The 22,026-nt window shown below is 41.8% G+C and carries 20 protein-coding genes and 1 pseudogene; 8 read left to right on the top strand and 13 right to left on the bottom strand.

Features of this window, described 5'->3' with window-relative positions; all coding sequences use genetic code 11:
* Positions 1–120: 120 nt before the first annotated feature.
* From RMY32_RS13580 to acpP, 5 genes are all read right to left on the bottom strand, one after another.
* Complete coding sequence (locus RMY32_RS13580; protein ID WP_322711884.1) at positions 121–741, bottom strand: ATP-binding protein; 621 nt, start codon at positions 739–741, stop codon at positions 121–123.
* A gap of 158 nt (positions 742–899) precedes the next feature.
* Entirely contained in the window at positions 900–1,175 is a 276-nt protein-coding gene (locus tag RMY32_RS13575; protein WP_322711883.1) for a hypothetical protein, read from the bottom strand.
* Positions 1,176–1,287: 112 nt separating this feature from the next.
* Positions 1,288–3,315, bottom strand: a complete 2,028-nt coding sequence (gene tkt / locus RMY32_RS13570) for a transketolase (protein ID WP_322711882.1) — start codon at positions 3,313–3,315, stop codon at positions 1,288–1,290.
* Positions 3,316–3,663: 348 nt separating this feature from the next.
* Complete coding sequence (gene fabF / locus RMY32_RS13565) at positions 3,664–4,914, bottom strand: beta-ketoacyl-ACP synthase II (RefSeq protein ID WP_322711881.1); 1,251 nt, start codon at positions 4,912–4,914, stop codon at positions 3,664–3,666.
* A gap of 235 nt (positions 4,915–5,149) precedes the next feature.
* Complete coding sequence (gene acpP, locus RMY32_RS13560) at positions 5,150–5,404, bottom strand: acyl carrier protein (RefSeq protein ID WP_322695706.1); 255 nt, start codon at positions 5,402–5,404, stop codon at positions 5,150–5,152.
* Between the two features lie 418 nt (positions 5,405–5,822).
* Between acpP and RMY32_RS13555 the strand changes: the two genes are divergently transcribed.
* Entirely contained in the window at positions 5,823–6,734 is a 912-nt protein-coding gene (locus tag RMY32_RS13555) for a CoB--CoM heterodisulfide reductase iron-sulfur subunit B family protein (RefSeq protein ID WP_322711880.1), read from the top strand.
* Positions 6,735–7,271: 537 nt separating this feature from the next.
* Here the strand turns inward: RMY32_RS13555 and RMY32_RS13550 are convergent.
* The 3 genes and pseudogenes from RMY32_RS13550 to RMY32_RS13540 all read right to left on the bottom strand — a co-directional run.
* Positions 7,272–7,709 (bottom strand): annotated as a pseudogene (locus RMY32_RS13550) (iron-containing redox enzyme family protein); the annotation flags it as partial.
* A gap of 966 nt (positions 7,710–8,675) precedes the next feature.
* On the bottom strand, positions 8,676–9,728 hold the full coding sequence (gene lpxD, locus RMY32_RS13545; RefSeq protein ID WP_322711879.1) for a UDP-3-O-(3-hydroxymyristoyl)glucosamine N-acyltransferase: 1,053 nt from the start codon (positions 9,726–9,728) through the stop codon (positions 8,676–8,678).
* A 133-nt stretch (positions 9,729–9,861) separates the two neighbouring features.
* The gene (locus RMY32_RS13540; protein ID WP_322711878.1) at positions 9,862–10,944 is read right to left on the bottom strand and encodes a hypothetical protein; all 1,083 of its coding nucleotides are present in this window, start codon (positions 10,942–10,944) and stop codon (positions 9,862–9,864) included.
* Positions 10,945–11,677: 733 nt separating this feature from the next.
* On the opposite strand from RMY32_RS13540, the gene RMY32_RS13535 reads away from it, so the two are divergent.
* Positions 11,678–11,857 (top strand): hypothetical protein, encoded by a 180-nt coding sequence (locus RMY32_RS13535; RefSeq protein WP_322711877.1) that lies wholly within the window; start codon positions 11,678–11,680, stop codon positions 11,855–11,857.
* A gap of 373 nt (positions 11,858–12,230) precedes the next feature.
* Here RMY32_RS13535 and RMY32_RS13530 read toward each other — a convergent pair whose 3' ends face one another.
* The 3 genes from RMY32_RS13530 to RMY32_RS13520 all read right to left on the bottom strand — a co-directional run bounded on the left by RMY32_RS13530 (position 12,231) and on the right by RMY32_RS13520 (position 13,973).
* A complete protein-coding gene (locus RMY32_RS13530) occupies positions 12,231–13,472 on the bottom strand; it encodes an NAD(P)/FAD-dependent oxidoreductase (protein WP_322711885.1) in 1,242 nt (413 codons plus the stop codon).
* A 49-nt stretch (positions 13,473–13,521) separates the two neighbouring features.
* Positions 13,522–13,686, bottom strand: coding sequence for a rubredoxin (gene rd, locus RMY32_RS13525; protein ID WP_322711876.1), 165 nt, complete (start codon positions 13,684–13,686; stop codon positions 13,522–13,524).
* Between the two features lie 92 nt (positions 13,687–13,778).
* A complete protein-coding gene (locus RMY32_RS13520) occupies positions 13,779–13,973 on the bottom strand; it encodes a hypothetical protein (protein ID WP_322683898.1) in 195 nt (64 codons plus the stop codon).
* A 421-nt stretch (positions 13,974–14,394) separates the two neighbouring features.
* Here RMY32_RS13520 and RMY32_RS13515 point away from each other — a divergent pair, with 421 nt between their 5' ends.
* On the top strand, positions 14,395–14,952 hold the full coding sequence (locus tag RMY32_RS13515; protein ID WP_322672291.1) for an SRPBCC family protein: 558 nt from the start codon (positions 14,395–14,397) through the stop codon (positions 14,950–14,952).
* 350 nt (positions 14,953–15,302) lie between these two features.
* On the opposite strand, the gene clpB is transcribed toward RMY32_RS13515, so the two are convergent.
* On the bottom strand, positions 15,303–17,921 hold the full coding sequence (gene clpB, locus RMY32_RS13510) for an ATP-dependent chaperone ClpB (protein ID WP_322711875.1): 2,619 nt from the start codon (positions 17,919–17,921) through the stop codon (positions 15,303–15,305).
* A 170-nt stretch (positions 17,922–18,091) separates the two neighbouring features.
* On the opposite strand from clpB, the gene RMY32_RS13505 reads away from it, so the two are divergent.
* Together RMY32_RS13505 and RMY32_RS13500 are read left to right on the top strand one after the other, a co-directional pair.
* Entirely contained in the window at positions 18,092–18,313 is a 222-nt protein-coding gene (locus RMY32_RS13505) for a hypothetical protein (RefSeq protein WP_409882925.1), read from the top strand.
* Between the two features lie 193 nt (positions 18,314–18,506).
* The gene (locus RMY32_RS13500) at positions 18,507–19,055 is read left to right on the top strand and encodes a hypothetical protein (protein ID WP_322711873.1); all 549 of its coding nucleotides are present in this window, start codon (positions 18,507–18,509) and stop codon (positions 19,053–19,055) included.
* 362 nt (positions 19,056–19,417) lie between these two features.
* On the opposite strand, the gene RMY32_RS13495 is transcribed toward RMY32_RS13500, so the two are convergent.
* Complete coding sequence (locus RMY32_RS13495; RefSeq protein WP_322711872.1) at positions 19,418–19,567, bottom strand: hypothetical protein; 150 nt, start codon at positions 19,565–19,567, stop codon at positions 19,418–19,420.
* A 200-nt stretch (positions 19,568–19,767) separates the two neighbouring features.
* On the opposite strand from RMY32_RS13495, the gene RMY32_RS13490 reads away from it, so the two are divergent.
* The 3 genes from RMY32_RS13490 (at position 19,768) to bchL (ending at position 22,020) form a co-directional block, all read left to right on the top strand.
* Positions 19,768–20,142 (top strand): hypothetical protein, encoded by a 375-nt coding sequence (locus RMY32_RS13490; protein WP_322711871.1) that lies wholly within the window; start codon positions 19,768–19,770, stop codon positions 20,140–20,142.
* A 69-nt stretch (positions 20,143–20,211) separates the two neighbouring features.
* The gene (locus RMY32_RS13485) at positions 20,212–20,466 is read left to right on the top strand and encodes a TIGR02450 family Trp-rich protein (RefSeq protein WP_322672297.1); all 255 of its coding nucleotides are present in this window, start codon (positions 20,212–20,214) and stop codon (positions 20,464–20,466) included.
* 687 nt (positions 20,467–21,153) lie between these two features.
* A complete protein-coding gene (gene bchL, locus RMY32_RS13480) occupies positions 21,154–22,020 on the top strand; it encodes a ferredoxin:protochlorophyllide reductase (ATP-dependent) iron-sulfur ATP-binding protein (protein ID WP_292774821.1) in 867 nt (288 codons plus the stop codon).
* Positions 22,021–22,026: the final 6 nt, after the last annotated feature.

Raw genomic sequence — 22,026 nt, 5'->3', positions numbered from 1 at the left:
TTCTCTTCTTTACAAGCTTTACGCGAGCGCATCCAAGAAATCTTCGACCAACTCACATTTGAGCAGGTAATTTCTGTCTCTTCTTATAACTTTATCTTGGAAGCTCTATTCTATGCAGCTTCATATTAATTTGGTATTAGCAATTGAGTCACATTTATCAAGAAACAATAAGCATGGACTTTTTGAGGCATCCTCAAATACAAGTCTCAAATTGCTTGCAGTTTCCCCTAAAAAAGATGACACCATTGCATCAAACCGAACTTTCAGAAGTGGTAATCCTGTATTCCAAGCTAAACGTTCTGCTCCTAGCGTTTTTCCACACCCAGGAGGCCCATATAGAAGAATTTTTTGCCTGTAACTCAATCCATGATGAGCAAGCCTATCTCTTGCCGCATACTCGCCTTCAATTCGACAGAAACGTTTTTCAATATTTATTGGCAACACCATGTGATGGCGCAAATGATCCCTTGGTATGATAGTTACTAAAGGAAGATTAAATCGCTTACTGGTTGATAATTCAGTTAATGTTTGTAAGTTTTCTGGTACTGAAGAAGCAGGTTTGCTGATGTTAGTAGGCTTCTCTTTCTGGCTTTTTTTAGTGATATTCTCTAACTGGTCAGCTAAGAGAGTATGTCCCTTACTGCGTTCTTCCTCAATCACTAGATATGTAAGCTTATCAATCGCGTCTTGATCTGAACTAGCGATCGCTCTAAAAAATCTCTTGAGAAGCTCTGCTTTCATACTGCCTCTCAGTATAAATAGTAATTTTGGACTAACTTAGTACTATTGTACTATGAAAGTATAGTGCGTTATAAATCATAACGCGATCGGCTTGTTTCTAATCATTATATTAAGTTATATAACAAAAAATCATTCTTCTGCTTAGGAATTTACTATATCTAAACATAAGACATTTCTTTAAGGTCTATATCATCTTCCCCTTCAATCAATAACAAAGTCATCATATCTCCCTCAACAAACCCTGTTAATCTGAAATCAGACATAGCTTTTAGTTCCTCCATAGAAACTTTCTCAGAATAGTATTTAAATATCATTTTAATTGCTTTATCTTTATCTAGATAATACTGATAGCTACTATCCTTTTGCATCAAATGTTCTACAATTTTTGTTATCCGGGTTAGAAGTACGTCTCTTTCCTCAGAAACTTCCTGCATAACTTCCTCCCAATTAGTAACTTATTACTCCAATTATAGCTAATCTTTCTTGACATAAAAAAGGCGGGCATTTCAGCCCACCTCACAAAATTTTGAGAATATTCTGTTGCTATTAACCCAACAATTGTTTAGCCTTAGCTAACACATTATCAACGCTAAAGCCAAACTTTTCTAAACAAACACCGCCTGGAGCCGAAGCACCAAAGCGATCAATACTAACAGTATCGCCTTCAGTACCCACGTATTTGTGCCAACCGAAACTAGCCCCAGCTTCTACAGACAAACGCTTGGTGACAGCTTTCGGCAGAATGGATTCTTTATAAGCCGCATCTTGTGCTTCAAACAGTTCCCATGAAGGTAGGGAGACAACACGGACTTTCTTGCCTTCAGCCTTGAGTTTTTCGGCTGCGCCGACGGCAAGGCTCAGTTCTGAACCAGTAGCAATCAAGATGAGATCGGGTGTACCTTCGCTATCAACAACGGTGTATCCACCCTTCGCCACACCTTCAATCGATGTACCTGCCAAGTTGGGAACGTTTTGACGGGTGAACGCCAACAGAGACGGAGCATTTTGCTTCGCTTTTTCAATCGCTATTTTATAAGCGCCAGAGGTTTCGTTACCGTCTGCGGGACGAAACACTAATAAATTAGGAATTGCTCGCAAGGAAGCGAGAGTTTCAATGGGTTGGTGTGTTGGCCCATCTTCACCTTGTCCAATGGAATCGTGAGTCATCACCCAAATCACGCCAGCTTGTGAAAGCGCGGATAAGCGGATAGCAGCACGCATATAGTCTGTGAAGATTAAGAAGGTAGCACCGTAGGGAATTAATCCCGAACTGTGGAGCGCTATACCATTACAGATTGCGCCCATACCATGTTCCCGCACACCAAAGTGGATGTTGGGGTTTTCGTAGTGCCCTTTTTGGAAGTCGCCCTTGCCTTTGATTTCGGTCAAGTTGGAGTGGGTTAAGTCAGCCGAACCACCAATCAATTCAGGTAAAACCCCCGCTAGTTTGTTGAGGCAGGTTTCTGAGTGTTTGCGGGTAGGTAGTCCTTTGTCTTCTGGGGTGTAGGTGGGTAGTACCTTGTCCCAACCGTCGGGTAGCTTGCCGCTTAGGTAACGTTCAAATTCAGCCGCTTCTTGGCTATACTTAGCTTTGTAGTCGGCAAAAGTCTTGTTCCATTCGTCTTCGTAGCCTGCACCGCGCTCAACTGCTTTGCGGGTGTGGTTGAGGGCGTTTTCTGGAACTACGAAAGGTTCGTATTCCCAACCCAAATTTTTCCGAGTTAATTCTATTTCGTCTCCACCAAGGGCAGCACCGTGAACGCCAGCGGTGTTTGCTTTATTGGGGGAACCGTAACCAATAATGGTTGTGACTTTGATGAAAGAAGGCTTATCGGTGACAGCTTTGGCTGCTTCAATTGCTTTGGCGATCGCTTCTAAATCTGTGTTACCATCTTCGACGTGTTGGACGTGCCAACCGTAAGCTTCAAAGCGCTTGGAAACATCTTCGGTGAATGCCACATCTGTGGAACCGTCGATCGAAATGTGGTTGTCGTCGTACAGAGCGATGAGTTTGCCTAATCCCAAGTGTCCTGCGAAAGAACAAGCTTCACCGGAAATTCCTTCCATGTTGCAACCGTCACCTAAAATTACGTAGGTGTAATGGTCAACAATTTTGCTATCGGGTTTGTTAAATTTAGCGGCAAGGTGCGCTTCGGCGATCGCTAAACCGACTCCATTAGCAATTCCTTGACCTAGTGGGCCAGTGGTGACTTCCACACCTGGGGTCATGAAGTTTTCGGGGTGTCCGGGGGTTTTAGACTCCCATTGGCGGAATTGCTTGATATCTTCAATGCTTACACTGTCGTAGCCTGTCAAGTAAAGCAGGGCGTACTGCAACATTGAGCCATGACCGGCAGATAAGACAAAGCGATCGCGATTAAACCATTTGGGATTCTTGGGATTAAACTTCAAAAAGCGATCCCAGAGGACAAAAGCCATCGGAGCCGCACCCATTGGTAGTCCTGGGTGTCCCGACTTTGCTTTTTCTACGGCATCAATAGCCAAGAAGCGGATCGAGTTAATAGCCAGTTCTTCGACGGACAATTCTTTGGCGGATTGGGTTGCAACAGTCATAATCTCTTGTTTTTAACGACGGGTTAGCACTCTTCGTAGCTTCTCTTGCTGGGGTTATTTTAGATTCCCCACAGTATCCTCATCATCCCACTCCCGCTTGTTGATGGACAAGCGGGATCTCCTGAGTTTCTGGTGATAAATCAAGCTGATAATTGGGTCATGTTGAACGCTTAAATTATATCGGAATGATATTTCTGATACTTTGGGCATTGGGCATTAGGAGTGCTGAGTTAAGAGTTAGGAGTTAAGAGTTAGGAGTTTTGTTTATCTTTTTGTCCCCTTGTCTCCCTTGTCTCCCTTGTCTCTCTCATCTCCCCTGCTCCTCTGCCTCCTGCCTTTTGCCTTCTTTTAAACGTATTTCTTAAAGGCCAGTGTGACATTATGACCGCCAAACCCAAAAGAATTGGATATTGCTATCTCGACTTTTTGAGCGCGGCTAGAGTGAGGCACGTAATCTAAGTCACACTCTGGATCGGGATTGTCCAGATTGATTGTTGGTGGAATTTGGTCATTTGTGATCGCTAGTACTGTTGCAACTGCTTCAATACCTCCAGAACCGCCCAATAAATGACCTGTCATCGATTTGGTGGAGCTAATTGCCACCTTATAAGCATGTTCTCCCAAGGCTTTTTTGATTGCTGAGGTTTCAGTTGAATCATTAGCTGGGGTACTAGTGCCGTGGGCATTAATATAGCTAATTTGTTCGGGAGTTATGCCGGCATCTTTGAGCGCTAGTTCGATCGCTCTAGCGGCTCCAAGCCCACCAGGTACGGGGGAGGTGATATGGTAGGCATCACAGGTCATACCATAACCGATCATTTCAGCATAAATGTGAGCGCCGCGACTGATGGCGTGTTGCAGTTCTTCTAGAATTAAAATTCCTGAACCTTCACCCAAAACAAATCCGTTGCGATCGCGGTCAAAGGGACGGCTAGCATGAGCTGGGTCATCATTGTTAAAAGACAGTGCCTTACAGGCGGCGAACCCAGCTATCGACAATGGTGTGACAGCTGACTCCGTTCCCCCACAAATCATCGCCTGGGCATATCCCCCTTGAATTAAGCGAAAAGCATCTCCAATGGCATTAGAACCAGCAGCACAGGCAGTTACAGGACAAGAGTTTGGCCCTTTAGCACCCGTGTGAATTGCCGTTAATCCTGCGGCCATATTGGCGATCATCATTGGAATCATGAATGGACTACAGCGATCGGGTCCACGGTTGAGGTAGATAGTTTGCTGGTCTTCTAATACCTTAATCCCACCAACGCCAGAACCGATCGTCACACCTACCTGTTCTGCATTCAGGTCATTGATCTCTAACTTTGCGTTAGCTAAAGCCTGTTTTGCTGCCGCAACCCCAAATTGGGAAAACCGATCCATACGCTTGGCCTCTTTGCGCTCCAAGTAATCATGCGGATCGAAGTTTTTCACCTCACCAGCAATTCGGCAATCATGGCTAGACGCATCAAATAATGTGATGTAGTCAATGCCATTACGTCCACTCAATAATCCATCCCAATATTCTGTTGCTGTGTTACCTATAGGTGTAATCGCGCCAACACCAGTTACAACAACGCGTTTACGTATATGATCTGTCATGATTCAGTTAAAAATGGCGAAAAAGCAGCAGGCAAAAAATTTGAGGTTAGCGACTAGGTACTGGTGAGCCAGCGCGGTCTTAAAGGTTTCCTTTACGAGCGACTGGCATCGGATTTGCTGACTTCAAGTGAGTGTCGTTAACGTCAGCATTAGTGACATTAGCAGCGTCACGCGAAGAGTGGCTAGATATCAGAGAAAAATCTCCCCAATCCCAATCCCCAATTCTAATCCCCAGTTAAGCTGAGGCGGCAACTTTGTTATTGATGTAATCTACTGCCTCTTGAACCGATGTAATCTGCTCGGCAGCTTCGTCGGGAATTTCGATATCAAATTCTTCTTCCAAAGCCATCACTAACTCAACGGTATCGAGGGAATCTGCTCCCAGGTCTTCCATGAACTTGGCTTGTGGTGTAACTTTGGCATCGTCGTCAACACTCAGTTGTTCGGTGACGATTTTCTTGACCTTTTCAAAAATTTCCGTTTGGCTCATAAATAAAAGTCCTTAACCACTTGCTACGATCTGCTCTTTAGAGGAGACATTGTTTTGAGCATATACATCTTATCGTCAAGCGCGATCGCCCGCATACTTCCAAGGGTTTTTCTGCTAGAAAACCTCTCCCATTCCTAAAATAAATCGGATAAGTTTTCTCTTAACACTTGAACTGTGGAGCGCGTTACGCCATCGCCGATTCCGTGTAAATGCTTTGGTTTTCCAATTATTGCTAAAATTTTTGACAATGTCTCATCGGTATTTACAGCCTTGCTAGCAATTAAGAATATGTAGATGCTGCGACCTTTTAACCTAGACGCTTAAAAGGTAGCTAAACGTCAAACATCAGAATGATGCTAACAAGGAATGATAAAACAGTTATTGTTTAGAGCGATCGCTCTAACCCAAACATACTTCTATGCTACCTCAGACACTGAAATACGCTTACTTCCCTGGTTGTGTTGCTCAAGGGGCCTGTCGGGAACTTTACCAATCAACTCAAGCGCTCACCCAAGCACTGGGCATTGAACTAGTTGAACTTAAAAAAGCTGCTTGCTGCGGTTCCGGCACATTTAAAGAAGATTCGCAACTGCTAGAAGATACAGTCAACGCCAGAAATATTGCTTTAGCAGAAGAATTAAATCTGCCCTTGCTTACCCATTGCAGTACTTGTCAAGGTGTTATCGGTCACGTCAATGAACACCTGAAAGAATGTCAGACTTCTAACCCTGTTTACATTGAACAGGTTAATAGCTTGCTAAATAAAGAAGGTTGTTCGCCTTATCGCGGCAGTACTGACGTTAAACATCTTCTTTATGCCTTAGTAACAGATTACGGTTTAGAGGAAATTACCAAACGCGTCACCCGGAAGTTAACTGGATTAAAATGTGCGGCTTTTTATGGCTGTTATCTCCTACGCGCCCAAAAATCTATGCCTTATGACGACCCTTTCCAACCGGAAGCGATGGAAAATATGTTTCGGGCGGTGGGTGCAACACCAATTTATTACCGAGGGCGGACACAATGTTGTGGTTGGCCTCTTGCTAGTTATGCCACTACCCAATCTTTTAAGATGGCAGGGATGCATATTCAGGACGCTTTAGCATCTGGTGCTGACTGTATGATTACACCTTGTCCTCTGTGCCACTTAAATTTAGATTCCCGTCAGCCAGAGGTAGAAAAAGTGATTGAACAAAAGCTAGGTTTACCAGTGTTGCATTTACCCCAATTGATTGCTTTAGCACTTGGCGTTAGTCCAAAAGAACTGGGTTTAGACCGTCACATTGTTTCCACAAAGCCAGTGTTGGAAAAATTAGGATTTCAGTTTTAGGACTAGCCTTTTTAATCTGACTGGTAAAATCTCTTTTTTTCTCTGCGTCCTTTGCGTCTGTGCGGTTCAAAAGTCTTTTATTTAACGTGAGTTCGATGAACCTCTCCCGGACAACCTCCCTCTCCCACAGGGAAAGGGAGGAGCAACGAGAAATTAGGGTTTTGGCTCCCCTCTCCGTGTCGGAGAGGGGTTGGGGGAGAGGTCAAAAAAGGGCTTGTCGAACTCACGTTTATTTAACCACAGAGGCGCAGAGAACTTGATGTTTCCCGCAAGCAAAAGGTCATTTGACTTACTCATTAAAGTTGAGCTAAGGCTTTTAATAGAGACTTTCAAAAATTGCCGAAGAATTCAGGAGCAAAGCAAGAACAACTGCGCCAAGGCGTTAGTCGTATAGAATAACCTTGTTGTATTCTGACAACTGACGCCAATATTGCTGTTTTGATAAAAAAATTTCCAAAATTAACCAACTTACAATATATAAGACTGGTAATTTTGGATAACTTTAATTAAACTTTAATTTTGAGAATCGCTTTGGTATTAGCTTTGTAAAGTCAACGCTTCTTTTTCGATGTTTTCATCCATCCAAGAAAACATATCGCCAATTGATTTAACCATATCTTCAACTCCTTCACGGAAGAGTTCTACATCTTTTTCAGACTTGGTATAAATTTGAGCCACTTGAATCAATTCGTCTGTATGTTCTGGGTCTAAGTGGCAGTGGAGATGAAAATATTCGATGGTATGGTCATCAATACCTTTAAATATCTTACGAAGCCCTTCGATGTATTTGATGAAAATTCCAGGTAAGACTTGTTCAATTGCTGCAAATCTTCCTAAAGAACGTACTATAGGTTCATCATCACAAAATTCAAATTTTTTAAAGCGTAATGCTGGAATGAGAAACGCTCCATCCTCGGCATTGATATCAATTTGAGGACAATCAATACCTTTCATAAAACGCATAAATAATGCTACATGAGCAAGGTCTGAGTTGAGTTATCCATGCTCAGTAAATGCATTTTCTAGCATAATCGTTCTAGCATGGTAACTATCCATTTTAGACGCGACTTTCAGAAAAGCCATATTGAATCTGTTTGAGCCAGGTAGCATTTTCATTGCAAACTGTCGGATTGCATCTTGTGAAAATTATCCTTTGGCAAAGCGTTGAACAAAGGGATGTAGAGACAAATCTTGCGTAGTTGTGATTTCTAATAAAACTTGCTGTAATTAGTTGGATATCTTAGCATCCAAAGAAAGAGTTGCAGTCATTATTTTAGCAGATAATTGGGTTGTTATTGATGCTTGATTGTCTAATTGGGCGTGAATATCTAGAGAATTATTCACGCAGCTTGCATAGCAAAAAATGCATACTCTTTGCAACTATGTTTTAGAGTATGTTTGCAAATGCTAATTAACAAATACTTGATTGACTGATTTGATGTGAATAATGAACAATTACTCAGGCAGTTCACATAGTAAAATGTGCAAACCTTTTGTAATCATATTTCACAAGTTTCCAAATCCTTATTTAGGTTAGGATCGGCTGGAAAATTGAGATTATCTTCAATAATTAAGCCCAAACTTTAACTATAATGCGTTCCAAAAACTTTTGTTTTTGGTTAGCTGAAATGTACGTACAGTCAAAATGAATAATTTATTACCTCTTTTGTAAATATTCCGTACAAGTTCGTACTTTGTCTTAATAAAAATTCTAGTGTCTTATTTTTTTGTAAGCAAATAAAAAAACATCATTAACTAAATCTTTATTTTTTTCGACAAATTTCTAAAGTTGGTATAAACTTATAACAAGCTTTTTTTGTCATCTGTAAATAGGAATAAAAATAAAATCCTCTTGAAGAAGAATACAGAATGGGACGTGCAAGATTCACGCCCCACAAGAATTAATTTGAATTTGGTTATGTAATTTAGATAACTTTCAGCTTATTCATTGCTATTTTGGAATTTACGTTGCAATTGTTTTAGCGATTGATACATATCTGGCAGGCGACCATAGACAGCACATACCTTGAGATACAGTTTGTAAGGAAGGGCTGGAGTTCCACAGACAACTTCTCCTGGTGCAACATCGCTGTGAATTCCAGTTTGAGCAGATGTCATCGATCCATCTCCCATCTTCACTTGATTGACTATTCCTGTTTGTCCAGCTAAGATAACGCGATTTCCCAGTTGAACCCCTCCTGCCATGCCAACCTGACCTGCGATCGCACAGCCAGAACCGATGCGGCAACCATGACCTATTTGGACTAAGCTATCTATTACTGTATTCCGACCTACCCGTGTTTCTCCGACTGCTGGGCGGTCAATACCAGTGTTGCAGCCAACTTCCACGCCGTCTTCTAAGACTGTATAGCCTGATTGTTCCATTTTGAACCAACCAGTCCGGGTAGGAACAAAACCAAAGCCTTCTGCACCAATGACAGCACCACTGTGAATGACGCAATCTGCACCGATGTGGGTGCGTTCGTGAATAGTACAGTTAGCGTGTAAGGTAGTGCGATCGCCTATTTTGGCATCTGGATAAATCACTACATTGGGATGAATGATTGCACCATTACCAATTTCTACCCCTTGTTGAATCACAGCATGGGGGCCAATATAAACATCGTTACCAACTTTTGCAGTGGAGTGAATCACTGCGGTAGGATGAATTTCTGGGGTAGGGCGATATGGTTGATAAAAAAGTGCGATCGCTTTGGCAAACAATAGTCGCGGATCTGAGGTTGCTAGCCAGACAATACCCCTTTGTTGTGCAAGCGTCTGTAATTTTTCGTCCTGGGGCAAAATTAAAGCACTAGCATTGGTATTGCCAACAAAAGACCCAAATTTTGCACCTTCTACGTAACTGAGAGTACCGTTGGTAGCTTCATCAATGGCTGCTACCCCTGTAATTTCTGGGTCTTGGTCTGGGTTGCTAGTCAGGCTATGATTGGTAGCCGCGTCACCAAATTGACGGAGGATTTCGCTGAATTTCATTGTTGGGTGTGTTCAAAATTGATCTACAATTGCAAGATAATTTTCCCTCTTTATGCTCCAATACAATAATTTTGTAGACGCGTAGCGGTGAAGCAATCAGACTGTTTCTAGTTTCGCTTTAAGTTGGATAACTTTAGTGACATTCTTCTGTTGATGGCTCTCGTGAGTTTACTTTCACTGCATCTTGTCTCAGTAGCGTCTTGAGGCGTTGATTATCTTCGGTAGCGATCGTTTCACCATAGTGATGAAGTTGAAAAAGCTGGCAATACCGATTTTGTTTAGCGCAAATCAAGCAGCCATAAGCATGATTACCGTTAGTACCACATAGCCGATGTCCCATCACCGGGCCGAGAGAAATATTTTGCTCGCTAGCAACAATGCTGAGAATTGAGCGCAGTTTTGACTCGAATTCTAACGACAAGTATTGCTTACGTCCTGATTGCGTGCGATCCCATTTTGGAACGATTAATTCCTGTTTTAACAGACTCGCTTCAATCTCTTCAGACATCACAAGCCCAGATAGAATAACGTGACGGGAAACATGAGGCAATAATGTACGTGCTAATTGCCACATTAAAGCTTCATCAAACCACTCTTCAACCAGTGGACGCAGATACCAACAACAGGGAATACCAAGGTTTACTAAATCTTGCAACAACTGTACCCGACTCTGAATTGAGGCTTGCTCATAGCCTGGTTTCAAGGGTGGTAGACTAACAAAGACAGTGACTCGAAGTGAATGAGGTCGCTCTAGAGTTGTTTTGAGGCGCTCTAGAAAAGATTGACCGGGATGGACTTTGGTAGTTATGTAGACGATATTGGCAGCTTTGCGGTCAATCAGTGCATCCAGAATTGATAGTACGCGTTCTCGATGGGCTGGAATAAAAGGGTCAGAGTAATCGCACAGTGAAATTGGAAAGCCCTTTTGTCCCTCCTGGGTAGCAAAAATGTAGTCTAGCAAAAGATCGAGCAGGTCAACTGGGGATGAGACATCCTGAAAGTTTTGTGGATAATGATGCCAGTCACGGTCTTGATGGCAGACACAATAGGCACATTCAATCGGGCAACGGTTCTGGACATTTGGTAGAAATGGATTCAGGCTGAAGTATTTGACAGCACGCTCCTCATCAGGAATACCAAGCACTGGAAAGCCATGCATCATATACTGGCTTCCCTGCAACGTAATTTCAGACGCAGCATTTTTATCAGTATTCATATATTTTTTATGGAAAAAGTAATACACCCAGAAAAATTTGTCTTCTCTAGGGTGGCTGGTGTGAATGTAGAGTGGCAATGTGGGAAATGCTGGAGGATTAGTAAGAATTTTGATAAGTAAATATAGTTAAGTAGCGATCGCTTGTTCTTAAAAAATTGGTAAACGAGTGAGGTCAACACAGAGACTTCTTAGCTGGGCTTTATAGAGTGGTAGGGAGCTAGGGTCAAGTTCAAGATTTCACAGTGGCAGAGCTCGCCACCAAATAAAAGCTATTTTTGGTTGGGTTTTTCACGTTGTTTTTTATACTTTTCAAATATATTAAAACGTTCTTTTTTATTAAAGATTTATAATTGAAAGTGTATTGTGAATTTTGTGTAAATATTTCAACTTTGGGAAAATTATCCAAGAGTAATTATTGACACAAGTAATTGCCACAAGATTTACTATTACTAAATAGTTTTACAAATTTATCGATTAATATTATTTAAATCAACTTAAAATCCTTTACAGCCTTCATTAATAGGGTTTAATCGAACTTTTTATTTTGTGATATAATAAAAAACATTTTATTTATAAATATATATCAATTCAAATTCAAAAGAAGTTTTTATACTACCTTGTAAGGGTGTTTCTCTACTAGTTATCCAAAATTTATGTAAGTGTGGTATTGCTTGCTGTTCTAGCTTGTTCTACTATATTATGGGGGTTGTTATACAAGTAGGTTAACAATCTGATGATTTTCAAGCAAAAACCAAATTTCCGTGACGTAGCTTTAAGTGTTGTAGCTGGTATATCTCTCTTAGGTCTTCTAGGACTAGCATTTGTAGATAGTGATAGTCGCCAAGCTTTTCTGAATATGGCTACATTTACTATAGGTGCTGTAGTAGGGCATTTTATTCCTGTACAAAAATAAACCCCTTGTTTAGACAACATAGGGGTTCATTAGTTTTGATTGATTTTCGATATCCCCTTACTTGTTCGCTGCAAGTAAGGGTTTTCTATATTTTAGTACATAAAAAATGTTTTATTACACCACCATTTTAGAGTTTGTCTACTAACCGTAGAGCCGCTAGCGGGTCTACCTACCACAAACAAAAATACCTCAAGTCTATAGAGTGCTTTGGGGCTGGTGAGTTAGACCAGGGTGTTTACTACCTTATCTAAATGGTAAATATAGGAATCCTATTTAATTTTTGAAAAAATTCCGTACATCTCAAGAGTGGCAAAATCAAAGGTAGTGTGTCGAATAAACCACTCAAACTCCATTTAAAATGTGTGAAAATATCTTAAGCTGTCTCGCTAGTTGCTATTGCCACCCCTGCTAAATAACCGGTTGTCCAAGCGCTTTGGAAGTTAAACCCACCGGTAACGCCATCAATATCTAAGATTTCTCCAGCAAAATAAAGACCAGGAACTAATCTACTTTCCATCGTCTTGAAGTTGACTTCTTTAAGCTTGACGCCGCCACAGGTAACAAATTCTTCTTTAAAGGCTCCTTTGCCGTTGATTAAGTATTGTCCCTGAGTCAATTCTTGCAGCAGCCGATTTAAGGTTTTACTAGATATTTCTGCCCAGCGGTCTTCTGTAGTAATTCCTACACGAGCAATAATATATTGCCAGAGACGATGGGGTAGATCGACTCCGCGATGCAATGCAATCGCTTTCTTTCCCCATTCATCCTTAACTGCTAAAACTTTTTCTCGCACTTGTTCTTGGTGCAAATTAGGCAGCCAATTAATCAATAATGTGGCTTCATAGCGGCTTTCGTGCAGAACTCTCGCACCCCAAGCAGAAAGCTTCAAAACAGCCGGGCCACTTAAACCCCAGTGGGTAATTAGCAATGGCCCAGTTTGCTGTAATTGGGATTTACCGCCCGCAGATAAACGCAATTGAGCGGGGTTAACGCTAACTCCAGCCAATTCCCGCAATTTTTGATCGACAATGTTGAAGGTAAATAACGAGGGTACTGGCGGTTCAATTTGATGACCTAACTCTCGAACAATTTTATAACCTGCAAGGCTGCTACCAGTTGCTAGAAGTAGGCGATCGCATTTAATTGTCTCTTCCGACTTCAGAAAAATATCAAACCCCCCGTCTGCTGCGGTTCTCACGGAAGTTACATGCGTACCGATACGGAGTTTCACCCCAGATTTCGCCAGTGATTTAATTAGACATTCCACAATGGTTTCTGAAGTGTTGGTGACAGGAAACATCCGGCCATCAGCTTCCGTTTTGAGATAGACTCCACCAGCAGCAAACCAAGCTACTGTATCTTGAGGCCCAAACCGAGTCAAAGCACCCCGCAAAGCTTTTGCACCTCTGGGGTAATTTTGGACTAACTCCTCTGGTTCAAAGCAAGCATGAGTGACGTTGCAGCGTCCGCCACCAGAAATTAGCACTTTCGCTAGGGGTTGGCGACTGGCTTCGAGTAAAGTAACTTGGGCATCAGGATTAGCTTTAGCACAAGCGATCGCGCCAAAAAATCCTGCTGCCCCACCCCCAATAACTACAATTTGTAACGGTAACAATTTCAAAAATGTCTCAATTGCAGGTACTTTACTAGGCTAGCCGTTATCTTCACTCTTCAACCGGTTCAAAGTCGTCTTTTGTTGCACCGCAAGTTGGACATGACCAATCTTCTGGGATATCTTCAAAAGCTGTTCCCGGTGCTATGTCGCTATCTGGATCGCCTTGTGCTGGGTCATATATATAGCTGCAAACAGTACATCTATACTTGGCCATGTTCCTTTCCCCTCGTAACTTGTTGGCATTGCTTCAGTATTAAATACTTTTGGCAATGAGTCAAAAAGGCTTAGTCATTTAATGACAAATGACTAAAAACGCCACCATGTCCTTTGGGCGTAACTGATAATTCCGATCGCGATCGCCCCAAGTAGCAGTAGCCAAATAATTCCACCTGGGATAAAAGTGAGAATACCAATACCTCTCAATACCCAGACGGCAACGCTAATGCCGAGAAGTATACCAAAAATCTGGATTAATCTACGATTTAAAGAAGATTGATTCACCTAAATTTCCTCTCAATTCAACAGACATTACACTTGATATTGATAATTAAAATATGAAGTTACGATGAAGTTATAGTTTCATCAGAAATAACACGTAAAACCAAGAGATACTGTCTAAACCTTAGGGTAAGGGACTTGATGTTAAATCGTGTTTGTGCCATTCTAGCTGTTAACAACGCAGTTTTTCATCTACAAGTATTACTTTGACAAAACTCACTGGAGTATTAATTATGTTAATTGTGATAAGAAACACAGTTTTTTCAGTAAAGTAACTGAAATGATCGGCAAAAAATTATCCTTTCCGGAAAAGATAAGTATTAAACTGGAACTAATTTAATAATGGGTTGGATCTAAATCAAGTTTTATGGCTTGTAATTTCAACTCTATTTAGGTGGATGAGTTGAGGAGTAACTTAATCATTATGTCTGCGTCTTATATATCAGATTCAATTATTGCAGGTTCAGATATGGCTTGGAGTCAAGACAAGCAAAAGTTGCTGGTACAGGGTGAAATTTTGGTAGAAACGCGATCGCACAAGATGTCGGGTGGTGCAGTGACAGCCTGGATGTATTTGCCGATGGTGCGATCGCACGTTTGGCAGCAATTAACTGATTATCCCCGCTGGGTACAATATTTTCCCGATATCACCAAGAGTGAGGTAGTACATAAAGGTGAAGTCAAACGTCTGTATCAAGCAGCACAAAAAGCCTTCTTCTTTTTCACGGCTCAAGTGGAAATTTACCTCAATGTTGTAGAAGTGCTGGGGCAGCAAATCCAATTTCGGATGGTAAATGGGACTTTTGAGGACTTTAACGCCAATTTAGAACTACAAGATTGTGGTAATGGCACAATACTTGCTTATACTGTGCAAGCAACACCTCTAATTCCGATTCCATCTATTTTTATTCAACAAGCGATGAATTTAGAGTTGCCTGCAAATATGCGTAAAATGCGACAAGTTATGTGTAAGAGTCATTAACAATTCAAAAATCACGCATTCAAAATTCAAACATTTTAGACATTTTCAGATAGGGATTTAAACCCCGACTGTAGCAAGATCCCGCAGGGTAACTAACCATTCATCTAGTCCCCATTACCCCTTATCCCCAGAGGGGACCCCACCATCCCCAGTCCCCAGTCCCCAGTCCCTTGCTATACCTCTCGATAATTCAAAAACCCGCTTTCTGTCAGAAAACGGGTTTTTGTGTGTGATTTATAGCAACAGCCAACGTGGTTAGGACATTAACAGATGATAAAACTTAGACACAACAAGACTTTTCACCCAATCCCCAGTCACCAGTCCCCAGTCCCTTGCTATATTAGGTGTAATTATCCGGTAAAGACTTCAACTGGTAAACGGCTAAAGGACAACCTTTCATTTTGCACATCTACAAAGATAGTGTTGCCGTCGTTGAATTCGCCGCGCAAGATGGATTTAGCAATTTGAGTTTCTAACTCTCGCTGAATCGCCCGCTTCAGTGGACGCGCCCCATACACTGGGTCATACCCTACTTCTGCTAAAAAGTCAAGGGCAGCATCCGAAAGTTTGAGAGATATTTTGCGATCGCTCAATCTTTGCCGCAATCTTTCCACTTGCAACAGCACAATTTGCCGCAATTCCCTCTTATCTAAACCGTGGAAGATGATGATTTCATCAATCCGGTTTAGGAACTCTGGACGGAAGCTATTTCGCATTGCTTCCATGACTCGACGGCGCATTTCATCGTAGTGGCTGTTATCCCCAGCGATATCAAGAATGTACTGCGAACCGATGTTGCTAGTCATGATGATAATAGCGTTCTTAAAGTCCACCTTATGACCTTGGGCATCAGTGACGCGACCATCATCGAGAATTTGCAAGAAGATATTAAAGACATCAGGGTGTGCTTTCTCGATTTCGTCGAAGAGAATCACTGAGTAAGGACGGCGACGAATCGCTTCTGTAAGTTGTCCGCCTTCTTCATAACCTACGTATCCTGGAGGCGCACCGATAAGCCTTGAGACGGCGTGTTTCTCCATGTACTCAGACATATCGATTCGCACCAGCGCATCTTCACTGTCGAACATATACGCCGCCAGCGCTTTCGCCAACTCGGTTTTACCCACACCCGTCGGCCCAAGGAAAATAAAGCTAGCAATAGGACGATTGGGATCGGCTAATCCAGCGCGCGATCGCTGAATTGAATCCGCTACAGCTGTGACTGCTTCTTCTTGTCCAACTACGCGGCGGTGCAGTTCATCTTCTAAATGCAGCAGTTTTTCTTTCTCCGATTCCACTAACTTGCTGATCGGAATTCCTGTCCATTTAGAAATAATTTCGGCAATATCAGCTTCAGTGACTTCTTCCCGTAATAGTGATTTACCACTTCTTTGAGTGTTTGCCAATTCAGCTTCTATTGCTTCCAATTGACGATGCAAACTGGTTAAAGTGCCGTATTTCAACTCCGCAGCGCGGTTAAGGTCGTAGTCACGTTCTGCTTGCTGAATCTCTAAATTGACCTGTTCAATCTCTTTTTTAACAGACTGAATTTTGTCAATGATATCTTTTTCAGACTGCCATTGAGTATTCAGTGTTTTTTGTTCTTCTTTGAGATCGGCAATTTCTTTTTCCAATCTTCCTAGACGTTCGCGAGAAGCGGCATCGCTTTCTTTTTGCAGCGAAAGCTTCTCCATTTCCAATTGCAGAATTTTGCGATCGATTTCGTCGAGTTCTTCTGGTTTGGAGGTAATCTCCATTTTCAGTCTAGCGGCGGCTTCGTCTACCAAGTCAATGGCTTTATCAGGGAGGAAGCGATCGCTAATATATCGACTCGACAATACGGCGGCTGCAACTAAAGCACTATCAGAAATCTTCACCCCGTGGTGGTTTTCATAACGTTCTCTCAACCCGCGCAAAATCGAAATACTATCTTCTACACTAGGTTGATCGACATAAACTTGCTGGAAGCGTCTTTCTAGTGCGGCATCTTTTTCGATATATTTGCGGTATTCATCCAGAGTTGTCGCCCCAATACAGCGCAATTCGCCCCGCGCCAACATTGGTTTTAACAAGTTCCCAGCATCCATCGCGCCTTGGGTTGCACCAGCGCCGACAACGGTGTGAATTTCATCAATAAATAAAACAATATTGCCGCCAGATTCGGTAACTTCCTTTAATACTGCTTTCAGGCGTTCTTCAAATTCACCCCGGAATTTTGCCCCCGCAATCAAAGCACCCATATCTAAAGCGATTAGCTTGCGGTCTTTGAGGGATTGAGGTACATCACCTGCGATAATGCGCTGTGCTAATCCTTCGGCGATCGCAGTTTTACCAACACCCGGTTCGCCAATTAGCACAGGATTATTCTTGGTACGGCGAGAAAGAATTTGCACAGTCCGACGAATTTCATCATCTCGCCCAATTACTGGGTCAAGTTGACCTTTACGCGCGGCTTCTGTAAGGTCACGCCCGTATTTTTCCAGTGCTTCGTATTTGCCTTCTGGATTTTGGTCGGTCACTTTTTGGCTCCCCCGAACTTGTTTAATAATATTTTTTAGCTTGCCTTCGTCTAAAGCAAACTCTTGGAATAAAGCTTTGCCAAAACGGTCATCTTTGGCATAACCCAGCAATAAGTGTTCAATTGAAATATATTCGTCTTGAAACTCTTTGCGATATCCGTCTGCTCGATCTAGAAGTGTATCTAAGCTACGTCCCAAGTATACTGAAGTACTATTACCAGATACTTTCGGCTGACGTTGAAAAAATTGTTCGGTGCGATCGCGCAGTTTTTGGAGGTCAACACCCGCTTTTGTGAGAATCCCTATTGCTAGACCATCTTGTTCTAGCAGCGCTTTCATTAGGTGTTCGCTTTCAATTTGTTGTTGTTGATATTGTTTAACAATATCTGGGGTATGGGCGATCGCTTCCCAGGCTTTTTCTGTAAATTGGTTAGGATTAGTAGGTTGCATAGGCTTTTTCAGGAACGTAAAGGCGCAATAGCTTGTCAGAGGCTACCACCAGAACACCAAGTAAAGATAATTTTTGCTCTTAATAGATATTGTATGAAGAGGGGAGCGATCGCCTAGATCGGTGTTCACGTCTTGTAAAAGTGGTATTTTCCCCTAGTTCCGATTTTCCTATGTGGATTTCAATTACCTGTCTGCGGAATGTCAGCAGATGCGCTCTCGTGTGCAATGGCGCAAGCGCCCACGTAGGCGATCGCATTAGTTGGGTTTATTCCAGTGAGCGCTTAGGAGTCGGTACAGAGGTTTTTGGAGTCGCCCTAAAAGCCGAATCGTGCTTACTTGACAGCGCTGGAGGAGAAAGTGTTGCGTGTGCTGAGTTGGAGACTAGCAGTTAATGTAACAATGCTGGAAATCAATGTTCGTGCCAGTCATCCGAAAACTTTTGCAGTGCTTTGGCGATGTCTACACCCGCAGAAAAATCTAATTTTGAAAATCAAATTGCATATTTGCATATTTAATCACAAAATTACTGAATATTCCTTTAGCTAGAGGTTTTTCCAACATCTACTTACTTAAGGAGGAAAAATAATGAATCGATTCAAATATTCCAAAAATATTTTTGGAGTTCTTGCTGTTTTACTCGTAATTTGTGCAACTTTCTTTCCTAGAATGGCAATTGCAGATTCACAGACTGCGCCTTTCAAGTCAGATTGTACCGTCGTAGGTGATGTAAGAATAATACCAGATCCAAATGACCCCAATGAAATCGATGTTCTACCACCGACTGTGATAGTTAACAATGCCGATGGATGTAGCTTCAGTGCTAACGCGATGAAGTTATCACAAGCTCTGAGGGTTGAAAGAGCTATTATAGAGTTACCTGAGGGTGTAACTGGGGTTGTTAAAAGCCTTCAGATCAGCAAAGTCGATAATGAAGGCAATAAAGCAGTCATTTATGGCTGTTCTAATTTAAAAGTTCAAGATGGTACGGATTTAAATGTATCTTGCGGGGGGCCATCTTACTTACCATCGAACCAGTCCTTGGAATATAATGCAACTATTGCAGACTTTGAGCCAGGGACTAAGTTTGCCATTACGCTGGTAGCATCACAGTCTAAACAACTAGGTTTGCAGTAAGTATACGCCTGTTATACCAAAAAACCTATTTGGTGTAACAGGTAAAACTGCTTAGTACAAAAAGATTAGTACAAAAATGTTTGCTCCTTCCTAGCCGTAACTAAAAAAGACGGGCGTACCCCCTTAATTTTAAGGAAAGCCAACTGTATGGCATACACTGCCCGTAATTAGCTCTAATATCCCTTGGTTGAACAACTGAAGCATTCCAGTCGTGGGTAGAAAACAATTTAGTTCTATGTTTTATCAAGAATCGTATACTTAATTTGGTATACGATTCTTTATTAAGTCAATACGATTAAATGACTAGCTCGCTTACTTAATTTTGATATAACTTTTATTTATTTCTGGCTAAGATTGTGGTTTTACCCGGAACTCAGTTCTAATAAATTTGGTGTAGCAATAAAGCCAAAGTAAATGGCGATCGCAGCAGTAATACCATGAAGCCAAATCTCATTGAATTCAGCAGCCATCAAAGAAACGCTCAAAGCTTTTTCGATTAATGTTGATAACATTCTATAGGACTCATATTTGATTGCGTGAAAAAAACTCAGTACAACTTTATTCCTTCTTCCCAGTCCCCAGTCCCCAGTCCCCAGTCCCTACGATTAATTCAGAAATCAAATCGGATTGCTATAGAGATGCTTATTTATTAAATCTACCTTGCCCCCATACAGAGTTACCATGATCCCAGGTCGCCTAGTGGATGCTAAAAATGATTGACCCCTACGACTTTGAAGATAATGACTTTGACTTAAAAGATGAGGATTTCTTGAAAATAAAACCCATCAGCCAAATGACTGAAGGGGAAAAGCTACAGCGATTTAAGCGGTTTTTCGACAGTAGCAGCCGTGCGATGTTGCAAGACTGTCTATTTCGCATCGTCAATGACGAAGATGGTACGGGTACGTTAGAAATTCTTTGTCCTAATGAAGTCGTAAGACAACGCCTTTCTAAGAAAAAGCGCAAAATTACCAACAACATCAACACCTGTTGGAGCCATATCAGATGGTTTTCGCTATGCGTTCAGCAAGATAATGAGTTGGATTGCCAGAAGTTTACCCGTAACGGTGATTTGGTGACATCTTAATTTGGGAATGGGGAATGGGGAATAAAGAAAGTGTTTTCCCAATGACGAATGACAAATGACAAATGACAAATGACTAAAAAACAAAAATTTCCTTACCTAGTTGGTTCTAAGTGGACAGCACAGCAAAAAGTTGATGGCTGGCGGCATTTCCAAGTTGTCAATCGGAAAAATCAGGGGAAGTGGGTTTACGCCGAAATGGTTGCTGCTTGCGATCCTAAAGTCCGTTTTTGGATAAATGCCAAATTATTACAAGATAACTCCCAGTGGCAAGCTGGTTGGCAAACATTGCAGGAAATCCAGGAAATTAAAACTGAGGTGTCCTAATTGCCTTAAGCCGCACAGCCAAAAGATTTTAACCTCACTTCCATTGCTCTCTCTTTTAGGAAAGAGGCTTTGAATCTTACTACCCAACGCTAGTAGGGAAGGGGGGTTAAGTCTGTCATAGGACTCAACCCAGAAACACGATATCTTGCAAATTAATAATATTTTACATAATCACACTAACTCACTCTCAAGCAGCAATTAAATGGTTTGCTCTACCGATTGAAAACTGCCAGATTATCTGCGATACCTTTGGTGAGCTACGCTAACGCAAATTGCAGTAGTATTTCCAGCATCAGGCTGTATATACCTCTGTTTGCCCTTAACCCTGCGCCCCAATGCCTTGAAAACAGGTTCTAAAAACATTAGCTAATTCTATGAAAAGCATTCAAAAAAAACGATTTCAGCTTTTTGTTTTTTGTAACTCTTTTTATAAAAATAAATAATAAAAAGTTGTTATTGTCTATTTTTAAATCTTTTAAGGTCTTTAAAATTCATAAAAACCTAAATAAATTTAATTAAGCTTGAATTCATCGTCTAAGACTGTTTTACAGATTAGGAGCCACTTTCTTTTCTAGGTAATTTGCCCAATAATGACATCAACAGACCTCACGCATCGCCATCTCAGGAAAGGTGAAGGCAAATGTTTGAGCCACAAGTTTGACAAGAAGCTATAAGAGGGAAACAACAGTGAAACTAGCAGTCTACGGAAAAGGTGGTATCGGTAAATCCACAACTAGCTGTAATATATCCGTCGCCCTAGCTAAACGTGGCAAGAAAGTGCTGCAAATTGGCTGCGACCCCAAACATGACAGCACCTTCACCCTGACTGGGTTTTTGATTCCGACAATTATCGACACCCTCCAAGAAAAGGACTATCACTACGAGGATGTCTGGCCGGAAGATGTAATTTATAAAGGCTACGGCGGTGTTGATTGCGTAGAAGCTGGTGGCCCACCTGCGGGTGCTGGATGTGGCGGGTACGTAGTCGGTGAAACCGTAAAATTACTTAAAGAACTCAACGCCTTTGATGAGTACGATGTAATTCTTTTTGACGTTCTGGGTGACGTAGTTTGCGGTGGTTTTGCAGCACCACTCAACTATGCAGATTACTGCCTGATCGTTACAGACAACGGCTTTGATGCGTTGTTTGCGGCTAATCGGATTGCTGCTTCAGTCCGCGAAAAAGCAAGAACTCACCCACTGCGTTTAGCTGGGTTAATTGGCAATCGCACATCCAAGCGCGACTTGATTGAAAAATATATAGAAGCAGTACCCATGCCAGTTTTAGAAGTTCTACCTTTAATTGAAGATATCCGCGTTTCCCGTGTGAAAGGTAAGACATTGTTTGAGATGGCAGAGCAAGATCCTTCCCTAGACTACGTTTGCGACTACTATCTCAACATCGCCGACCAAATTCTAGCGCGTCCCGAAGGTGTTGTACCTAATGATTCACCAGATCGGGAGTTGTTCTCTTTGTTATCTGATTTTTATCTAAATCCGGGTAAACCCCAGGTTCCTAATTCAGAAGAGGAACTAGACTTGATGATTGTATAAATCACC

Source organism: Nostoc sp. ChiSLP03a (genome assembly GCF_034531215.2).
In the GTDB taxonomy this organism is placed as follows: Bacteria; Cyanobacteriota; Cyanobacteriia; order Cyanobacteriales; family Nostocaceae; genus Nostoc.
Note: the sequence above shows the minus strand (reverse complement) of the source record. Positions and strands in the feature narration are given on the sequence as shown.

What these genes read in the sequence shown, in the direction of transcription:
- RMY32_RS13580 (WP_322711884.1), bottom strand. Translation starts at nt 741, where the DNA reads ATGAAAGCAGAGCTTCTCAAGAGATTTTTTAGAGCGATCGCTAGTTCA.
- RMY32_RS13575 (WP_322711883.1), bottom strand. Translation starts at nt 1,175, where the DNA reads ATGCAGGAAGTTTCTGAGGAAAGAGACGTACTTCTAACCCGGATAACA.
- tkt (WP_322711882.1), bottom strand. Translation starts at nt 3,315, where the DNA reads ATGACTGTTGCAACCCAATCCGCCAAAGAATTGTCCGTCGAAGAACTG.
- fabF (WP_322711881.1), bottom strand. Translation starts at nt 4,914, where the DNA reads ATGACAGATCATATACGTAAACGCGTTGTTGTAACTGGTGTTGGCGCG.
- acpP (WP_322695706.1), bottom strand. Translation starts at nt 5,404, where the DNA reads ATGAGCCAAACGGAAATTTTTGAAAAGGTCAAGAAAATCGTCACCGAA.
- RMY32_RS13555 (WP_322711880.1), top strand. Translation starts at nt 5,823, where the DNA reads ATGCTACCTCAGACACTGAAATACGCTTACTTCCCTGGTTGTGTTGCT.
- lpxD (WP_322711879.1), bottom strand. Translation starts at nt 9,728, where the DNA reads ATGAAATTCAGCGAAATCCTCCGTCAATTTGGTGACGCGGCTACCAAT.
- RMY32_RS13540 (WP_322711878.1), bottom strand. Translation starts at nt 10,944, where the DNA reads ATGAATACTGATAAAAATGCTGCGTCTGAAATTACGTTGCAGGGAAGC.
- RMY32_RS13535 (WP_322711877.1), top strand. Translation starts at nt 11,678, where the DNA reads ATGATTTTCAAGCAAAAACCAAATTTCCGTGACGTAGCTTTAAGTGTT.
- rd (WP_322711876.1), bottom strand. Translation starts at nt 13,686, where the DNA reads ATGGCCAAGTATAGATGTACTGTTTGCAGCTATATATATGACCCAGCA.
- RMY32_RS13515 (WP_322672291.1), top strand. Translation starts at nt 14,395, where the DNA reads ATGTCTGCGTCTTATATATCAGATTCAATTATTGCAGGTTCAGATATG.
- clpB (WP_322711875.1), bottom strand. Translation starts at nt 17,921, where the DNA reads ATGCAACCTACTAATCCTAACCAATTTACAGAAAAAGCCTGGGAAGCG.
- RMY32_RS13505 (WP_409882925.1), top strand. Translation starts at nt 18,092, where the DNA reads ATGTGGATTTCAATTACCTGTCTGCGGAATGTCAGCAGATGCGCTCTC.
- RMY32_RS13500 (WP_322711873.1), top strand. Translation starts at nt 18,507, where the DNA reads ATGAATCGATTCAAATATTCCAAAAATATTTTTGGAGTTCTTGCTGTT.
- RMY32_RS13495 (WP_322711872.1), bottom strand. Translation starts at nt 19,567, where the DNA reads ATGTTATCAACATTAATCGAAAAAGCTTTGAGCGTTTCTTTGATGGCT.
- RMY32_RS13490 (WP_322711871.1), top strand. Translation starts at nt 19,768, where the DNA reads ATGATTGACCCCTACGACTTTGAAGATAATGACTTTGACTTAAAAGAT.
- RMY32_RS13485 (WP_322672297.1), top strand. Translation starts at nt 20,212, where the DNA reads ATGACTAAAAAACAAAAATTTCCTTACCTAGTTGGTTCTAAGTGGACA.